This is a genomic window from Chitinophaga sp. RAB17, from assembly GCF_052114225.1.
Classification (GTDB): Bacteria; Bacteroidota; Bacteroidia; order Chitinophagales; family Chitinophagaceae; genus Chitinophaga.
Genome location: NZ_JBFREI010000001.1, coordinates 1,244,193 through 1,260,125, shown reverse-complemented (window position 1 = coordinate 1,260,125; position 15,933 = coordinate 1,244,193). Strand labels below are relative to the sequence as shown.

Below are 15,933 nucleotides of genomic sequence, written 5' to 3'. Positions count from 1 at the left end.
GGCTTGTTATCTGTAGGGGGATCGGACAGAATGTTTAACCGATTGCTACAAGATTTATTTACTTTTAAGGCATGGACCCAAAACAACTACTAAAAGAACATATAGCCAAAACGGCTAAACTTTCGGATAATGAGTTCGATGATTTCTTCGATTGCTTCACAACCAAATCTTATAAGAAAGGATCCTATATTATTACTGCAGGTGAAAGAATAGATTGTGAATATTTTGTGCTTAGTGGCTGCATTAAAACCTTCTATGTAAATGATAACCAAAAAATGTTTGTTTTGCAGTTTGCAATGCCTTCGTGCTGGGCATCGGACTACAGCGCTTTGTATAGTGGTACAAGAGCTACTATTAGTATAGGTTGTATTACAGATACCGAATTGTTGTGCCTGTCGCACAAAGCCCGGGAGAACGCCTGTAAAAGGTTTCATGAGGTAGAGCATTTTTTCCGCGCTCGTATGACCAATGAGTATGTGGCTTCTCAAAAAAGATTACTAAGCACAATGAACAACGATGTAAAATATCGTTATGAAGAGCTGATAACTTTATTCCCTGAGTTGTACAATATGGTGCCAAAAAGACTGATTGCCGCTTATTTAGGCGTTTCGAGAGAAACGCTTTACCGTCTGAATAACTCCTGAGTTGCTGTCCTCAGAAGTTGTGATCTGCATCACACAATTTACTTTCGCGCCCTTCATACCTTCACGCCATACTAAACATATAAAGAATGACAACTCAACCAACAACGTATGACGCCAGCATTGCGCAGGCATTGGAAGAATATTATTTTCAGGGAAGTTATGAAGGTGATTTGAATAAGCTAAAACAGATCTTTCACCCAGATACAAGGCTGTTCGGTGATGTAAAAGGACAACCTTATAGCAAAACATTCGCTGAATGGCTGGATGTGGTAGCGAATCGGGAGAGCCCGAAAGATTCAGGTAAGCCGTTTAATGGAGAAATTTTGAGTATAAAGCAGGTGAACTCTGTTGCGGTGGCAGAGGTACAGGTGAAAGCGTATGATATGGTTTATCATGATTTTCTTTCATTACACAGGATTGATGGTAAGTGGGTCATTGTTAGTAAAATTATGAGTGGCATCAATCAATAAACAAGTTCAATTACTTGCTGGGGCGTGCTAACAAAATAAAGCGAAGGCATTACGTTCATCGGTAAAAAATAGCAGATTGGGTTGAACGTTGAGATGGCGTTGAAGCGCAATAAAAATGGCTTCACTTTTGTGAAGCCATTTTGCCATTGTAGCGAGATCGGGAGTTGAACCCGAGACCTTTGGGTTATGAATCCAACGCTCTAACCACCTGAGCTACCTCGCCTTTTATCTCCACTTTGACCGCTGTAACTACTATCAGTAGCGCCTGCTGCTCCAAAACGGGAGTGCAAAGATAACGGCTTAAAAATGAAAATTCAAAATGTATCCGACGTTTTTTTATAATTTTTTTTAAACAGTGCCGTCAGGCGCGGGTTTGTCCCACTTTTTCAGCAAGGCTTCATCGATAGACCTTACATGCAGATCCTGCTGTGGATAAGGCAATTCGATGCCTGCTTTGTTGAGTGCGTCATAGATAAATGTGAGCACATCGCTTTGCTGGGTGCCGGCAACATCCAGGTCGGCGACCCAGAAATATACCCGGAAATTGATGGAGCTGGCGCCAAATTCATATAGCTGTACCACTGGGGAGGGGGCTGTAAGTATGCCTTTCCTGTCTGTAAAAGCGGATTGTATTATGTCGGTCACTTGTTTTACATCGCTGCCGTATCCTACGCCGAGGGTGAAAGTCACGCGGCGGATCCGGTTGGTTCTGGTCCAGTTGATTAGTTGCTGGGAGATGAGGTCGCCATTGGGAACAATGATTTCTGATCCGTCGTAGGCGCTGATTTTGCTGGAGCGGATGCCGATTTCCTTTACTACGCCGGAACGGGTGCCGAGTTCTATCACATCGCCTACTTCCAGGGGCTTTTCAAAAGCGAGGATGATACCGGATACCAGGTTGTTGACAACATTCTGCAAGCCGAAGCCGATACCTACGCCCAATGCACCGATCACGATGGTGAGCTTATCCATGGGAATGCCGGAGGCGGCAAATGCCAGCAGTACGCCGCCGGCGAGTACCGCGAGACGAAGCAGCAGCAGGGCGGAACCAAACTTTGTTTTCCTGGAGGGGTTGGCGCTTTGGCCGGTGTTGCCAAACATATAGGCGATGAGCTGGGAAGCAACGGTGGCTACCCATATTACCAGTATGAAAATAATAATGCTGCTGAAAGTAAAGTCGGAGTTACCGATAGTATGCCGTGAAGAAAGAAAGCCCGTGATGGCTTCATAGATCGCATCGTATAAATAAACGTTGCGGGTAACGATGATCAGCCAGCCTACGACGGCAAGTATGCTCAGGAATGTTTTCAGTTTTCGCTGTACATCCTGGTAGTCCATGAAAGAGATGAACGTGCTGGAATCTTTATTTGCTTCTACCTGCAGGTATACTGCTTCCATCAATATTTTCACGAGGGCAAAAAGACTAAGTGCCATCACTGTGTTGACCACCGCGCTGGAACCAATTATTTTGGCAGTGCCCACTCTGGCGAAAATAACGAGCAACAGGGAAAACGCGCTGGTAATCAAAAATAGCTGCAGCACCGGCCGGGTATATTTAGGTTGTGCAAACGTGGTGAGCGACGATTCTTTTAATAACCTGTTGGCAAGTACGATAGAAAGAATGGCGCCAATCAGCAGGCCCCATTGCTCTGCATAGGTGACTTCTATCAGCAGGTTATTGAGGCTGTAAATGAATAATAAGCCTATCAGCAGCAGCCAGTTTTTGAATAATGTTTTAGGGAAATGAGAGCGGAAAATAATGGTCAGCGCAATGGCGGCAAGTCCCCAGGTGATTTCTGTAAACAGGATCGGATAACGCACAGATAGTACAGCCGACAACGTAGTAATAAATACAACGATGCTGGCTACCGGGAAGCGATATACATATTTCGCATGCTGTAATATCGTTTCCCCTTCCTGTTCTGTATGGTTTTGCCGGATTCTTCTGATGTTGTTATAGATCCACCAGGAGAGTAACACCGCCAGTAGTAACCACACAAAAAATACCGGCCATTGGATAGAGAAAAATATCCCCAGCACTTTGGTGCTTTTGTGTAGGGAGTTTTTTAGTACCGGGAAAAATTCAAGCGGATTAATGCTGTCCCGGTGGGGCTTCCAGAGGTAACGGTAATCGCGGGTAAACATGTTGGCAGAATATTGTTGCAGCCGGTAGTCCATGTCTTCATATAAATTGGAAACATCTATGTACCGGTTGGCGACTTTATTTTGCAGCAGTCCCATTTTGATCAGGTTGTACCTATTGGCGCTGTCTACTGCGCGGAACTTAAGTATGAGGTTGGTCATCTGCCCCAGGTAAAAGCCATACAGCTCATCTTCTGCAGGTATATTTCGCATGGCGGTATCATTCCTTAGGGAATGAATGGTGTCGTTGATGTTGACCAGTTTATCATAATAAGAAAAAAGAGAGCTTTGCCAGGAGGTGAGTCTGCGTTGCAGCTGTTCCAGCATTACTTTGTTGGTATAAATATCGTTGATGTTGGGGGTGCGACCCAGACTGGCAATGTTGTATTTAACGAGGGCAATAGAGGTGTCTGTCAGCGGAAGACCAGCGCTGATGCTGGCGGTATCAAACCCGCGCCTGAGTGAGCTCATCAGGTCATTCAGCATCAGGGTGTAGTTTTCAATACGATTAATAAGGATGGCTACAGCCGTATCGGATTTTTTTATACGGTTGGTGTCTTTAGACAGGGCCGCAATGTTTTTCCGGATAGTGGCGCTATCTATGGCTACCAGGTGAATGGTGTCCGGAGTTTTTTTCTGCGCAGCTGTGGAGAAGCTGCCGCTGATAATAGCCATCAGCAATATGATTTGTAGCAAAAATGGTTTAACCTTCATGAACATAAGCAAGTGCATATAATTTCCTGCGCCGGCAGAAATGGGTAATCCTTTTGGAGGAACATTTTTTCACGCCTAAATGTTCCTGAATTTAAAACTTTTAACCGGCTAGACCGTTAAGTTTTCTGGAATCGGCTGTTTAACTTTTGCTCGGTATATAATTCCGCTGTATTTTGTAAGTAATTGCCAGACCAATGAAAACTCGCTTATGAACAGAGAAATGCTCGTTACTGCACTTAGAAAGGATCTTGAACCCTGGGACATCGTTGTGATTGGTGGTGGCGCCACGGGGTTGGGGGCCGCGCTGGAAGCGGTAACAAGAGGTTACCGGACTTTGCTGCTGGAGCAGGTGGATTTCGCAAAATCCACATCCAGTAAAAGCACCAAATTAGTGCATGGAGGGGTGCGTTACCTGGCACAGGGAGATGTGTCCCTGGTAAGAGAAGCCAGCGTGGAGCGTGGATTGCTGGCCGCTAATGCTCCCCACCTGGTGCGTAACCTGGCATTTGTAATTCCTACGTTTAATTTCTGGGAGAATTTAAAATACACCATCGGCCTCAAAATGTACGATTGGCTGGCAGGACGACTCAGTCTGGGTAAGTCCGTGCATATTTCCAGGTCAGAAACGCTGAAGCGTTTATCTACGCTCAAACAGGATAAACTCGCTGGTGGCGTATTGTATCACGATGGTCAGTTTGACGATAGTCGTCTGGCGATCAACCTGGCGCAAACGATCGCAGATAAAGGAGGTACCGTGTTGAATTATATGCGGGTGACCAGCCTGGATAAGGATTCCGAAGGAAATATCAGCGGCCTAACGGTAAAGGATACACTGGATGGTGGAGATGATATCCATATCAATACAAGGGCGGTGATTAATGCTACCGGCGTTTTTGCGGATGATATTCTGGAGATGGATAACCCACAGGCACCTAAGTCTATTGCGGCCAGCCAGGGTGTGCACCTGGTGCTCGACAGCGAGTTTCTTCCCGGGCACAATGCCCTGATGATTCCTGCTACCAGCGATGGCAGGGTACTGTTTGTAGTACCCTGGCATAACAAAGTAGTGGTAGGAACTACGGATACGCCGGTAAATCATATCAGCCTGGAGCCAAGAGCGCTGGAAAATGAAATTGCTTTTATTCTCAGTACTGCCGGGCAGTATCTTTCCCGGCCACCTCAGCGCTCCGATGTACGCAGTGTATGGGCTGGTCTTCGCCCACTGGCGGCTGCTAAAGCAGAAGGACATAAAACGAAGGAAATTTCCCGCAGCCATAAAATTATTGTCGCTAAATCAGGACTCATCACTATTATCGGTGGTAAATGGACCACCTACCGCCGCATGGCGGAAGATGTAGTGCATAAGCTGGAAGAAGTATTGCGCTGGAAAGAAACGACCACCGCTACGCCTCATCTCAAAATCCATGGCGCGACAGATAATGTGAACTGGGATGATCCCTGGTATTTTTACGGCAGCGATGTATTACATATTCATCAGATGGTAGCCCGTCAGCCGGATTTGCAGGAGGAGCTGAGCCGGGACTATCACATCATTAAAGCGCAGGTAGTATGGGCCGTGAGAGAAGAAATGGCCCGTAATATTGAAGATTTTCTGGCACGCCGTACCCGGCTTCTTTTCCTCGATGCAAAGGAGGCGCTACGTATAGCCCCTGCCGTAGCCAGGATTATGGCAACAGAATTACATAAAGATGAGCACTGGGTAGCCACACAGATAAGCAGTTTTGAAGCAGAGGCAAGAGGCTATTTATTAGCCGAAGCATAAAGCTGAAGGCATAAAGCAAAAAGCTATAGAAGCGCATGATGAACAGTATATCACTAACATCATGCGCTTCTATAGCTTTTTGCTTTATGCCTTTAGCTTTACGCTTACTTCCAAACGAACTTCTCTGAAGATGGTTTTACCCTTCTTCCAGGTTGCGCAGGTTCGTCTGTGTAACCGAGGTAAAAGAAACCCAATACCAGGTCTTCATCTCCCAAACCCAGGTAATCCTGCATGGCAGGGTGGTAGGTCATACCACCGGAACCCCAGTAGCCTGCAAGATTAAGTGCAGTTGCTCCCAGCCAGATATTTTCCACTGCGCAGGATACTGCCGCAATTTCTTCCAGTGCCGGAATCTTTGGATTATTGCCCCGTTTCATGCAAATGGCCAGCACGTGCGAAGCGAGGTTGCCCTGGTTTTTCAATTTGTCGTAATTGCCCGGAATATATTTGTCTGCCGGGGTGTATTGCTTATACAGGTCGGCGTGATCTGAACAAAACTGCTGCACTTTATCTCCGCTGTATACCACAAAATACCAGGGCTCCGTATAGCCGTGGGTGGGAGCCCAGTCGGCCAGTTGCAATAATTGCTGAACGGTTTCATCTGGTATCTTCCTGCCGTTCATGCTGGTAGGTTTCACCGTACGACGTGCTGTAATCACTTGCTCCACAGATGTGGCTAATGTTGTTGTATCCATCATATGTTGTATTTATTTTCCTGTTTCCAGGCAGGCCTTCATGTCGGCCGGTAACTTCATTATTTTGCGAAGATGGTAATCGAAACAAATCATGCCGGTTTTGGCTTCGGCAATCGTGATCGTTTGTTCATTCCTGTTAGTAGTGATGCGATAAAACAATTCAAAGCCAAAGGCATTAAATTCTCCTGCGGCTATCGCTACTTCAAAAATATCTCCATGAAATCCTTCTCCTTTGTAAGCTACTGCCACATCTGCCATAATCAAGCCTTTACCGGCTTCATGATCCAGTTCTTTGTAGCCGATGCTGTTGAGGAACTGAATCCTTGATTCGTGCATGATAGCCAGTATAGCATCGTTGCCTACATGGTTACCATAATTAATGTCCTGTATGCGTACAGGTATTTGTATAATAAAAGGAAATATTGCCGGTAAATCTATCTTAATCCTTGCCATATTATTTTTTAGGGAGATGCTAAACGTTTGCTGTTTGTTTCAGGAAGGCCACAAATTTTTCAAAGGCCCTGGCCCGGTGGCTGTATTTATTCTTTTCTGTCAGGTCCATTTCTGCAAAAGCCCTGGTTTCACCTTCGGGAACAAAAATGGGGTCATAGCCAAATCCTTTTTCACCTTTCGTTTCCGTAGTGATGTGGCCCTGGCTCACGCCTTCAAACTGATGTTCCTTGCCATCCAGTATAAGGGAAATCACGGTACGGAACTGCGCACTGCGGTCACTTTGTCCTTCCAGTTCCTGTAATACTTTTACAATATTATCAGCTGCTTCCTTTTGCTCACCGGCATAACGGGCAGATAAAACACCCGGGGCACCATTTAATGCGGCGATTTCCAGGCCGGTGTCTTCTGCAAAGCAGTTTTGTCCGGTCATCTGGTGAATGGTAGCCGATTTCTCGGTGGCATTGGCTTCCAGGGTATCGTGAGGTTCCGGAATATCGATGTCTATGCCGGCTTCCAGCAGGGTGATGATTTCAAACTGATCTCCCAGCAATGACCGGAACTCTTTTACTTTGTTTTGATTGTTGGTAGCAAATATCAATTTCATATAGTCGGATGAGAATGCGGTTTATTGTATTAAATACCTAGTAATTGTTTTAGTCCTGCCCATAACCTGGCTTTCAGCGCTTTGTCGGTGCCAATGAGTGCTAATTCATCTGAAAAGAGGAGGGTAGTACCATTTACCGTCACGAGCTGATAAAGTGGAATATCACTGAGTCCAAGTTGTTCCGGTGCAATCCCAAATACAACGCTCCGTTCTATCTTCACAGCTGTTTGCCAGTCAGGAAATGTAAGGGAAGGGTGGTGCGACACGTTAAAAAGCGACACATCCTGCATCCCTAGTTTACAGGCATTTAATATATTGGTGAGGAGGTTGAATAATTCTTCGTTTAGATACGCTTCGTTTTCGTTTTGTATGAAGAGCGCAATGTTTTTTTGATTTTCTCCTAAATATTTGACTTTGGGCACCACTTTTTCCGCGGCCTCAGCCGGCACGCTTTTCCCGGGAATGATTGGCTGGGTAAAGATTTTAGCCAGAAAGTAAGGATCCAGTTGGTATTGCTCAAGCGACATATTTATTATCGTTTAATTTAATATGAAAACCCCGGCTGGGGAAAAATCAGTTTATTTGCACTGCCTTACCGTAAAGGTTTTGGCGACACAGCGATTAAAAATGTAAAAATATTGAGATAAAATTGATTAACCATGATGGTAGATAAATCAACAGTTAAGGAAGAGGCACTAAAGAAGATCAAAGTCACCGGAACTACGCATAGCAGGCTGAGTGAAGTGGATTTCAATAACCTGGCATTTGGTAAAATGTATGCTGATCATATGCTGGTGGCTGATTTTGATGGTAAGGAGTGGAAAAATGCGGAAATTTTACCTTTTCAGAACCTGTCTGTAAGTCCTTCCAATGCCGCCTGGCACTATGGGCAGGCAATTTTCGAAGGCATTAAAGCCTATAAAGATCCCCAGGGCCAACCAATGATCTTCAGGCCATATGATAACTACAAACGCTTTAACACCTCTGCAGAAAGAATGGGAATGCCCCAGGTACCTGAGTGGCTGTTTATTGGCGGTCTGGATATATTAATAGATATGGACCGCGACTGGGTACCTACCGGAGCGGGCTGTTCTCTCTACCTGCGTCCTTTTATGATTGCTGCGGATGAGTTTATAGGCGTACGTCCTTCTGATACTTATAAATTTGCCATCATCAATTCTCCTTCTGGTCCTTATTTTAATAAGCCTATTAAATTATTGGTGCAGGATAAATATGTACGTGCTTTTCCGGGTGGGGTGGGTTATGCCAAAGCTGCCGGTAACTATGGAGGTACTATGTATCCTACCATGCAGGCTAAGAAACAGGGGTATGATCAGATTTTGTGGGTAGATGGATATGAACACAAATACCTCCAGGAATGCGGTACCATGAATGTTTTTGCGATCATAGGCAATACTGCCATTACCCCGGACCTTACACAGGGAACCATCCTGGAAGGGGTTACCAGGGCCAGCGTAATGGATGTTCTCATTGATATGGGCCTTAAAGTAGAAGAAAGACCTATTTCTATTGATGAAGTAGTGGCTGCCCATAAAGAGGGTACCCTCAGGGAAGTTTTTGGAACAGGAACAGCTTCCAGTGTGGCCTATGTAGAACAGCTGGATTACCTGGATACACAAATCAAACTGGATACTACCAAATACGAAATAGGAGCAGAAGTGATCCGTCGTTTGGATGATATCCGCACCGGACGGGCAACAGATACCCGCCATTGGAATTACATAATCGACAAGAAATAAGAGCTGAAACGGCATAAAGCTGAAGGCAGAAAGCAAAAAGCTATTGTCCCGGACACCCATCCGCTTCAATAGCTTTTTGCTTTCTGCCTTCAGCTTTCCGCTCCTTCAAAAAACCAATATTTTTTTATGGTTGTTTCTAAGGGAAATCATACCTTTGCAATCCGGTTTTTGGTAATCCTGAGCTGCTACCAGAATAATAAGACCTTTCCCTGTTTATACAGAAGATCATCCCGGTAAAAATATTTTCGAAACAATTTTGTTATTCACACATATAGTTTTACCTTTGCCGTCCCAAAATCCCTTTGTGGGGAATTTGGATGTCATTGTAAACCGACATAAAAAAACTAGGTAAAGAATGCCTACTATACAACAATTAGTAAGAAAAGGAAGAGAAATTATCCGGGCTAAGTCTAAGTCCAGGGCATTAGATAGCTGCCCTCAGCGTCGTGGCGTTTGTACTCGTGTATACACTACCACGCCTAAGAAACCGAACTCCGCTCTGCGTAAAGTAGCGAAAGTGCGTTTAACCAACAAAGTTGAGGTGATTGCCTATATCCCTGGTGAAGGTCACAACTTGCAGGAGCACTCTATCGTACTGATCCGTGGTGGAAGGGTAAAAGATTTACCAGGTGTTCGTTACCACATCGTTCGCGGTTCTTTGGATACTGCAGGTGTGAAAGACAGAAAGCAGAGCCGTTCCAAATATGGTACTAAAAAGGAAAAGGCTAAGAAATAACAATTATAAATAGTCGTAATTTTCAATAAATGAGAAAGCAAGCTGCAAAGAAATTGCCTCTGGCTCCAGATCCTAGGTTTAATGACAAGCTGGTAACCCGCTTTGTTAATAACGTTATGGAACAAGGAAAAAAGAGCATTGCCTATAAAATTTTCTACGATGCTGTGGATAAGGTAAGCCAAATGACCGGTGAAAACGGTTACGAGGTTTGGAGAAAAGCATTAACCAATGTTACTCCTGGTGTAGAAGTTAGAAGCCGTCGTATTGGTGGTGCTACCTTCCAGATTCCTGCGGAAGTTCGTCCTGATAGAAAGATCTCCCTGAGCATCAAATGGTTAGTACGCTTTGCCGGCGAAAGAAACGGTAAGAGCATGGCTGACAAGCTGGCGAATGAAATCGTAGCAGCAAGCAAAGGTGAAGGCGCAGCGTTCAAGAAGAAAGAAGACACGCATCGTATGGCAGAAGCGAACAAAGCTTTCTCTCACTTCAGAATCTAGTTATAGCCTTAACAGGCAACTCAATATATTCGGCAAACAGTTCCTTTGGAGCTGTTTGCCTTTTTGTGTTTATACCTTCCCGGTAAACGCCAGTTACATCCACTGTCCTGCCTCCTCCATCTCACAAAAAGAACATTCAATACGGAGGGCATGTCACCTTGAAAGCGCATGGCTGCTGAAAGAATAAGCTGATCCGCTGCAGCCCACTCAGCACATCTCACAAAAAAACAGGCACCCATAACGGATGCCTGCCAATTGAAAATACCTGGATATTTAGGAACACTGGATTATTATTTCACATTTACCAGCACATTAATCTTACCGGCTTCACCATCAAATTCCTGTAATGCCTTTCCAATTACCTGTCCTGGCTTCACTTTATCAATATCTGCTTTCATGGCATAACCTGCTTTACTGGAAGTCACCAGTAAATCACCCCGGTGAATAATGCCATTTTCATTACATACTTTAGTCGGAATCACGCCAACTACTCCCATCGGAACTTCTTCAGAAAGGTCTGTTTCTATATCGTGTTCAGTCAGCAATACACCTGGCCTGGTGGCAAACACACCTGCCACAAGGGTGGAATAAGGCTCCGCTGATTTTTCCACCATACGGTCTGTATGAGTCGAAATCACCAGTACATCCCCGGCTTCATAGGTAGCCCGTGCGCCTGATACAGCAAATGATTCCGCCAGATCCGCACCTCCGGTTTGTGTACCGCCGTTAAAGAACCCCCGTCCGGCACTATTGATCCTGGCTACATTTACAGTAGCCGGGTCGCCACTTCTGAATACAGCAAGATTGCTGGTACTGTGTGATTCTACCCGTAGTACGTCAGTCGCATTGGCGTTATTGAAATTGACGAATCTGGCAGCGCGACCGGTACCAAAATTAGGTACCCAACCGTAAACGGCATTACCAGTGCCGTTAACAGTGCTTTCTACGCCGTCACCCAGGTTGGCAGCATTGGCAGTGATACCATTGCCATTTCCCTTAGCGATAGCAATGAGTGCAGGTCCATTACCAGTTACACTGGAAGAATAGAACAATCCGCCAAATCCACCAGTACCGGCATTTTCACCATATATGGCCGCAGTACCAAAGTTGGAGAACTGTGAATTTACCTTGCCGTGTACAGCGGGAGAAGTACCGTTAGTAGTATTCACTTCAAAATAGCCCGCTGTACCATTGCCTATTGTTTTAGCCGTCACCACATTGTTGGTGTTGGCATCATTGAAAATCTCGAAATCCGCAGCCTGACCGGTACCGAAGGAGGGCACCCAGCCATAGATGGCTTTACCGGTTCCATTAACATTACCTTCAATGGCATTACCATCCTTTTTTACATTGGCTACAATAGCATCGCCATTACCGTTATTGATAGACACTAGTGTATTGCCGCTGCCTCCTGTATTGGAGGTGTAAAATAATCCAGCAAAGCCGCCGGTACCGGCAGACTCAGAGAAAACGCCCGCAGCGCCGAAGTTGCCAAATATTGTATTCACTTTGGCCTTTACAGCCGGAGCTACAGAGTTGGCATTGTTTACTTCAAAAGCCCCGGCAGCCCCTGTACCAACTACACCCGGATCACCCTGAGAGTTGGTGTAGGCCGTCATATTATCAACTGAGTTAGCTGTATTGTTGTTTTCAAAACGTCCGGAGGCGCCTGTGCTACCGCTTAGTCCAATCTGGCCAAATACGCCTATAGCGGTACCAGTAGTATTGCCAGACACAAAGCCACGTACACCGTAACCACCACCATCATTACGCCCTACTACCGCACCAGCAATATCAGACGTGGTCCGTCCAACTACAGCTTCTCCAGCACCAGTATTATCACCAATTACACCTGCAGCCGTTTGTACAGCTGTGCTACCATGCACACCTGTGTTATTCGTGCTGCTGGCATCGATACCGAACCCGCCGCCGGCGGAGGCTGTGATCGCGGAGCCATTCCCTAAAGTGCTGACATTGAGTGCGTTATTGTTATTTGCATTATTAAAGATTGAGATGGTTGCTGGTATTCCATTGTTGCTGGTAGCAGTTAAACCGGTGCCAGAATTACTGTTGGCATATACGCCAGTTCCTGCTGCACTGGAGTTACCATATACACCGAGTCCGTTAGGCGTTACGCCATAAACTCCCCAGCCAGAGCCAGCCTGAGACCCCCACATACCTATTCCCAATCCACCGGTACCACTATTGATACCTCTTACCGCAGAAGAAAAGCCGCCGGGAGAGGCGGAGCTAACAATGCCCCGTATAGCCGCGATAGAAGAAGAAGTGGTGTTATTAATGCCTTCCAGGGAAGTACCATCTCCGTCATTAGTAATGCTGAATAGCGTAGCGGGGTTATTTTCTGTGGCTACAAAAGGAAGGGTAAGTCCGCCTCCCGGGGCAGCAGTTGCCAGCCATTGTACACCATCAAATTTTAATATCTGGTTGGCCAGCGGCGCTGCGTTACTCACTGGTTTACCCTGCAATCCTGCTACTACAGGAGCTGGATAACTGCCACTCAGATCACCGCCGGCGGGGCCGTTAGGAGGTAAGGTAGTGGGTATAACGCCTGGAGCTATTTTAGCCAGGGTAACTTTTCCGTTTCCAATCAGGGGATTAGGATAGGTACCTGAGAGATCTCCTCCTGCTGCTATGCCGTTGATATTACCGGCCGGGCCTTGTATACCCTGAGGTCCTGCAGGTCCCATTGGTCCGATCGGTCCAATTGGGCCAGCCACACCCGCAGGTCCGGCTACACCGGGATCACCTTTAGGGCCCTGTATACCGGCAGGTCCAGCTACACCGGGATCACCTTTAGGGCCTTGTATGCCAGCAGGCCCGGCTACACCAGGATCACCTTTAGGGCCTTGTATGCCCGCAGGTCCTGCTACCCCTGGATCGCCTTTAACACCCTGTATTCCCTGAGGTCCAGCAGGACCTACAGGTCCTGTCGCTCCTGCTGGTCCAACGGCACCAGGGTCTCCTTTAATGCCTTGAATGCCCTGAGGACCTGCAGGTCCGGTGGCGCCATTAGGTCCTATCGGACCCGGATCGCCTTTGGCACCCACCGGTCCTACCGGTCCGGTAGCCCCGATAGGTCCCACTGGTCCGATGGGTCCAATTGGCCCCACCGCGCCTGGATCTCCTTTGGTACCCGCTGGCCCTACTGGTCCGATTGGTCCGTTAGGTCCGATAGGCCCCACTGGCCCAACTGCACCTGGATCACCTTTAGCACCCGCAGGTCCTGCAGGTCCCGGATTTCCGTTTGCCGCAAATAAAGCATACGGCACACTCATTAATTGTGAAGTACCCAGCTCGCTGAAATTGCTTCCGTTGATGGATATTTCTACTTTCAAATATTGGTTGGCATTTGCCCAGGGAACAGTACTATAAGTACCTGTCAATGGAGTACCCTTTCCTATTTGTAAAGTAAATAAGCCTAAATTATTGGTGGTAGCATTATGTGTTTCCTGGTATTGCACAGGTCCGGCAGCGGAGCCACCGAGTACAGAAAAACGTACGGTCAGCGATTGATTACCGAGAACAGTGCCATTCGCATTACGTGCTACAGCCTGGTAGTTAGTTCCGGCAAGCCCGCTCTGAGCCTGCACATATTGGGATGATACCGCTAAGAGTAATATTGCCAGGTAGAATATCTTTTTCATAATAATCATTTTAGTAGGTTACAGCAGGCTTAGCTCTTTTTCTTTACAGGTGCGCTATTCACTTCGCTGCCCTGATTGGGGATGACAATTGGTTTTACGGTCTGTGCTGCCTTCGCAGCTTTCAGTTTATTCGCTGCGTCCGTAGCAGATAGGTCTGAAGCCATGGGAGATGGAGTCGCACTGGTTTTCAGTAAACGCGCATTCGAATTGTTATGAACAACGGGCGCCTTATAATTTGTGAAAAGCCGGTTTTCAATAGGCGTAGATATTATAGCCTTATCCGGTTGAGACTTTATCTCTTTGGTCTGCAGTTTTGCAAGATCCGCCTGTAGATCGGGGAATAAAAAGTCGATCGGATTACGACCATCGTTAACAGTTTCATTCCTGGATGCCGGACGAACCTGTGCATGGGTGAATGATTGCATTCCCGCAGTGACAAGGAATAAAGTTATGAGCAGTGATTTCATATGATTGAGAATTATAGATACATGAATGAAAAGTTGTTTTACCTGTTGGTGATAGCTGTTTTTTCTTTTTCCTGTTTAATCATTTACAGCAATCATTAAATAGTTAATGACGGTTATACTAATGTTGTACAGCTTCATCACGTGTTCCGCCGATGTTGTATACCAGTGAAAATTTCAGGGTTCTTTTCTGCACCAGGCTTTCTCCTGTAGGCATCTGGTAAGCAATGTCCAGCGCCAGGTTCGATACCCGTACACCTACTCCTGCCGAGAAATGTTGCCGGTAACCTTTATACGGGTGTTCATAGAAATATCCTGCCCGCACAAAAAATACCTGGCGATATCCGTATTCGATGCCGGAACCAATGGTAAACTCTCTCAGCTCTTCATGGAAGCCGTCAGGAGCATCTCCAAAAGAAGAAAACATCGCTTCTACTACTCCCCGGTTAGGATCTTTACCCTTTAAAATCTGGTTGGTTTCTATGCCATTGGAATCCAGTGCATACAATGGGGGGGTGGGTACCAGTAATTTATTAATATCAACGGAAAGGGTGAACTCATGCTCCTGGGTATGTACAAACGTATAGCCGCCACCGATACGAAGACTCATTGGCAGAAAACTCTTCCTGTTGTTATCGTCGGTGTATTGAAGTTTGGTGCCGATATTGGTAATACTTATACCAAAACAGTAACGGTTGCCGAAATCGAGCCGGTCTACACTATTTTGATAATAGTAACTCAGATCGCCGGCCACGGCTGATGCAGGTTTCTGCTGGAGACTATTATAGGAGCCTTGTCCCAGCTGACTGCGCACATATCTGATGCCCAATGCCAGCGACATATGATTACCCAGTTTCCGGGCATAAGAACCATCTATCGAAAATTCTTTCGGATTATAATCCTGCAGTACTGTTCCGTTATCATCGCGGAAAGTAACAGCGCCGTAATTGAAGTATTTCATGGAAATACCCACGCCTTCAGACGCATTCCAGTTTTTATAGGCAGCTACATAAGCCATATTAGACTTATTGTTATTCAGCTCCCACATCCAGGGGGAGTAATTGGCGCTTACGCCCCAATCGCCGGCAAAAACTATTTTAGCTGCATTGGAAAACAGGGAATTGGCATCAGGCGTTAGTCCAATGCTGGCATCTCCGGTTCCACTGCTTCGGGCATCCGGATTAACCAGTAAGAAACTGGCGCCTATGTTAGGCGGTTTTTGGGTGATCTTTTGTGCTGATAAAGGGATACCAGCTGTCAAAATACCTGCAAGAAGTATAATTGTATAACCGTATTTCATGTGTCA

General features: G+C 46.1%; 14 protein-coding genes and 1 tRNA gene. 6 read left to right on the top strand and 9 right to left on the bottom strand.

Translation table 11 applies throughout. The annotated features are described in order from the left end of the window. The first annotated feature begins 71 nt into the window (after window positions 1-71). Both AB4Z08_RS04980 and AB4Z08_RS04975 read left to right on the top strand, forming a co-directional pair. A complete protein-coding gene (locus tag AB4Z08_RS04980) occupies window positions 72-644 on the top strand; it encodes a Crp/Fnr family transcriptional regulator (RefSeq protein ID WP_441572624.1) in 573 nt (190 codons plus the stop codon). An 86-nt stretch (window positions 645-730) separates the two neighbouring features. Next, entirely contained in the window at window positions 731-1,114 is a 384-nt protein-coding gene (locus AB4Z08_RS04975) for a nuclear transport factor 2 family protein (RefSeq protein ID WP_441572623.1), read from the top strand. 149 nt (window positions 1,115-1,263) lie between these two features. Here AB4Z08_RS04975 and AB4Z08_RS04970 read toward each other — a convergent pair. Next, window positions 1,264-1,337: transfer RNA gene (locus AB4Z08_RS04970), tRNA-Met, on the bottom strand. 125 nt (window positions 1,338-1,462) lie between these two features. Continuing rightward, on the bottom strand, window positions 1,463-3,931 hold the full coding sequence (locus AB4Z08_RS04965) for a mechanosensitive ion channel family protein (RefSeq protein WP_441572622.1): 2,469 nt from the start codon (window positions 3,929-3,931) through the stop codon (window positions 1,463-1,465). 247 nt (window positions 3,932-4,178) lie between these two features. Here AB4Z08_RS04965 and AB4Z08_RS04960 point away from each other — a divergent pair, with 247 nt between their 5' ends. Further along, on the top strand, window positions 4,179-5,753 hold the full coding sequence (locus AB4Z08_RS04960) for a glycerol-3-phosphate dehydrogenase/oxidase (protein ID WP_441572621.1): 1,575 nt from the start codon (window positions 4,179-4,181) through the stop codon (window positions 5,751-5,753). A gap of 104 nt (window positions 5,754-5,857) precedes the next feature. Here AB4Z08_RS04960 and AB4Z08_RS04955 read toward each other — a convergent pair whose 3' ends face one another. The 4 genes from AB4Z08_RS04955 to AB4Z08_RS04940 are packed head-to-tail and all read right to left on the bottom strand — an operon-like array spanning window position 5,858 to window position 8,032. Next, window positions 5,858-6,451: a nitroreductase family protein gene (locus AB4Z08_RS04955; protein ID WP_441572620.1), complete on the bottom strand. Its 594-nt coding sequence runs from the start codon at window positions 6,449-6,451 to the stop codon at window positions 5,858-5,860. Window positions 6,452-6,460: 9 nt separating this feature from the next. Continuing rightward, window positions 6,461-6,901 carry an acyl-CoA thioesterase gene (locus tag AB4Z08_RS04950; protein ID WP_441572619.1) on the bottom strand — a complete coding sequence of 147 codons (441 nt, stop codon included), beginning with the start codon at window positions 6,899-6,901 and terminating at the stop codon, window positions 6,461-6,463. A 19-nt stretch (window positions 6,902-6,920) separates the two neighbouring features. After that, entirely contained in the window at window positions 6,921-7,505 is a 585-nt protein-coding gene (gene rdgB / locus AB4Z08_RS04945; RefSeq protein ID WP_441572618.1) for an RdgB/HAM1 family non-canonical purine NTP pyrophosphatase, read from the bottom strand. Between the two features lie 29 nt (window positions 7,506-7,534). Beyond that, complete coding sequence (locus AB4Z08_RS04940; RefSeq protein WP_441572617.1) at window positions 7,535-8,032, bottom strand: hypothetical protein; 498 nt, start codon at window positions 8,030-8,032, stop codon at window positions 7,535-7,537. A gap of 132 nt (window positions 8,033-8,164) precedes the next feature. Here AB4Z08_RS04940 and AB4Z08_RS04935 point away from each other — a divergent pair, with 132 nt between their 5' ends. The 3 genes from AB4Z08_RS04935 to rpsG all read left to right on the top strand — a co-directional run bounded on the left by AB4Z08_RS04935 (window position 8,165) and on the right by rpsG (window position 10,498). Next, window positions 8,165-9,265 carry a branched-chain amino acid aminotransferase gene (locus AB4Z08_RS04935; RefSeq protein WP_441572616.1) on the top strand — a complete coding sequence of 367 codons (1,101 nt, stop codon included), beginning with the start codon at window positions 8,165-8,167 and terminating at the stop codon, window positions 9,263-9,265. A gap of 355 nt (window positions 9,266-9,620) precedes the next feature. Beyond that, complete coding sequence (rpsL, locus tag AB4Z08_RS04930) at window positions 9,621-10,001, top strand: 30S ribosomal protein S12 (protein ID WP_012789278.1); 381 nt, start codon at window positions 9,621-9,623, stop codon at window positions 9,999-10,001. 29 nt (window positions 10,002-10,030) lie between these two features. Continuing rightward, window positions 10,031-10,498 carry a 30S ribosomal protein S7 gene (gene rpsG, locus AB4Z08_RS04925; RefSeq protein WP_089903272.1) on the top strand — a complete coding sequence of 156 codons (468 nt, stop codon included), beginning with the start codon at window positions 10,031-10,033 and terminating at the stop codon, window positions 10,496-10,498. Between the two features lie 290 nt (window positions 10,499-10,788). On the opposite strand, the gene AB4Z08_RS04920 is transcribed toward rpsG, so the two are convergent. The 3 genes from AB4Z08_RS04920 to porV form a co-directional block, all read right to left on the bottom strand. Then, window positions 10,789-14,163, bottom strand: coding sequence for a hypothetical protein (locus AB4Z08_RS04920; protein ID WP_441572615.1), 3,375 nt, complete (start codon window positions 14,161-14,163; stop codon window positions 10,789-10,791). 29 nt (window positions 14,164-14,192) lie between these two features. Then, window positions 14,193-14,630 carry a hypothetical protein gene (locus AB4Z08_RS04915; RefSeq protein ID WP_441572614.1) on the bottom strand — a complete coding sequence of 146 codons (438 nt, stop codon included), beginning with the start codon at window positions 14,628-14,630 and terminating at the stop codon, window positions 14,193-14,195. Window positions 14,631-14,748: 118 nt separating this feature from the next. Further along, complete coding sequence (gene porV / locus AB4Z08_RS04910) at window positions 14,749-15,927, bottom strand: type IX secretion system outer membrane channel protein PorV (protein WP_441572613.1); 1,179 nt, start codon at window positions 15,925-15,927, stop codon at window positions 14,749-14,751. Window positions 15,928-15,933: the final 6 nt, after the last annotated feature.

Excerpts from the sequence above, each read along its gene's own strand:
- AB4Z08_RS04980 (WP_441572624.1), top strand. The coding sequence starts at position 72 with ATGGACCCAAAACAACTACTAAAAGAACATATAGCCAAAACGGCTAAA.
- AB4Z08_RS04975 (WP_441572623.1), top strand. The coding sequence starts at position 731 with ATGACAACTCAACCAACAACGTATGACGCCAGCATTGCGCAGGCATTG.
- AB4Z08_RS04965 (WP_441572622.1), bottom strand. The coding sequence starts at position 3,931 with ATGGCTATTATCAGCGGCAGCTTCTCCACAGCTGCGCAGAAAAAAACT.
- AB4Z08_RS04960 (WP_441572621.1), top strand. The coding sequence starts at position 4,179 with ATGAACAGAGAAATGCTCGTTACTGCACTTAGAAAGGATCTTGAACCC.
- AB4Z08_RS04955 (WP_441572620.1), bottom strand. The coding sequence starts at position 6,451 with ATGATGGATACAACAACATTAGCCACATCTGTGGAGCAAGTGATTACA.
- AB4Z08_RS04950 (WP_441572619.1), bottom strand. The coding sequence starts at position 6,901 with ATGGCAAGGATTAAGATAGATTTACCGGCAATATTTCCTTTTATTATA.
- rdgB (WP_441572618.1), bottom strand. The coding sequence starts at position 7,505 with ATGAAATTGATATTTGCTACCAACAATCAAAACAAAGTAAAAGAGTTC.
- AB4Z08_RS04940 (WP_441572617.1), bottom strand. The coding sequence starts at position 8,032 with ATGTCGCTTGAGCAATACCAACTGGATCCTTACTTTCTGGCTAAAATC.
- AB4Z08_RS04935 (WP_441572616.1), top strand. The coding sequence starts at position 8,165 with ATGATGGTAGATAAATCAACAGTTAAGGAAGAGGCACTAAAGAAGATC.
- rpsL (WP_012789278.1), top strand. The coding sequence starts at position 9,621 with ATGCCTACTATACAACAATTAGTAAGAAAAGGAAGAGAAATTATCCGG.
- rpsG (WP_089903272.1), top strand. The coding sequence starts at position 10,031 with ATGAGAAAGCAAGCTGCAAAGAAATTGCCTCTGGCTCCAGATCCTAGG.
- AB4Z08_RS04920 (WP_441572615.1), bottom strand. The coding sequence starts at position 14,163 with ATGAAAAAGATATTCTACCTGGCAATATTACTCTTAGCGGTATCATCC.
- AB4Z08_RS04915 (WP_441572614.1), bottom strand. The coding sequence starts at position 14,630 with ATGAAATCACTGCTCATAACTTTATTCCTTGTCACTGCGGGAATGCAA.
- porV (WP_441572613.1), bottom strand. The coding sequence starts at position 15,927 with ATGAAATACGGTTATACAATTATACTTCTTGCAGGTATTTTGACAGCT.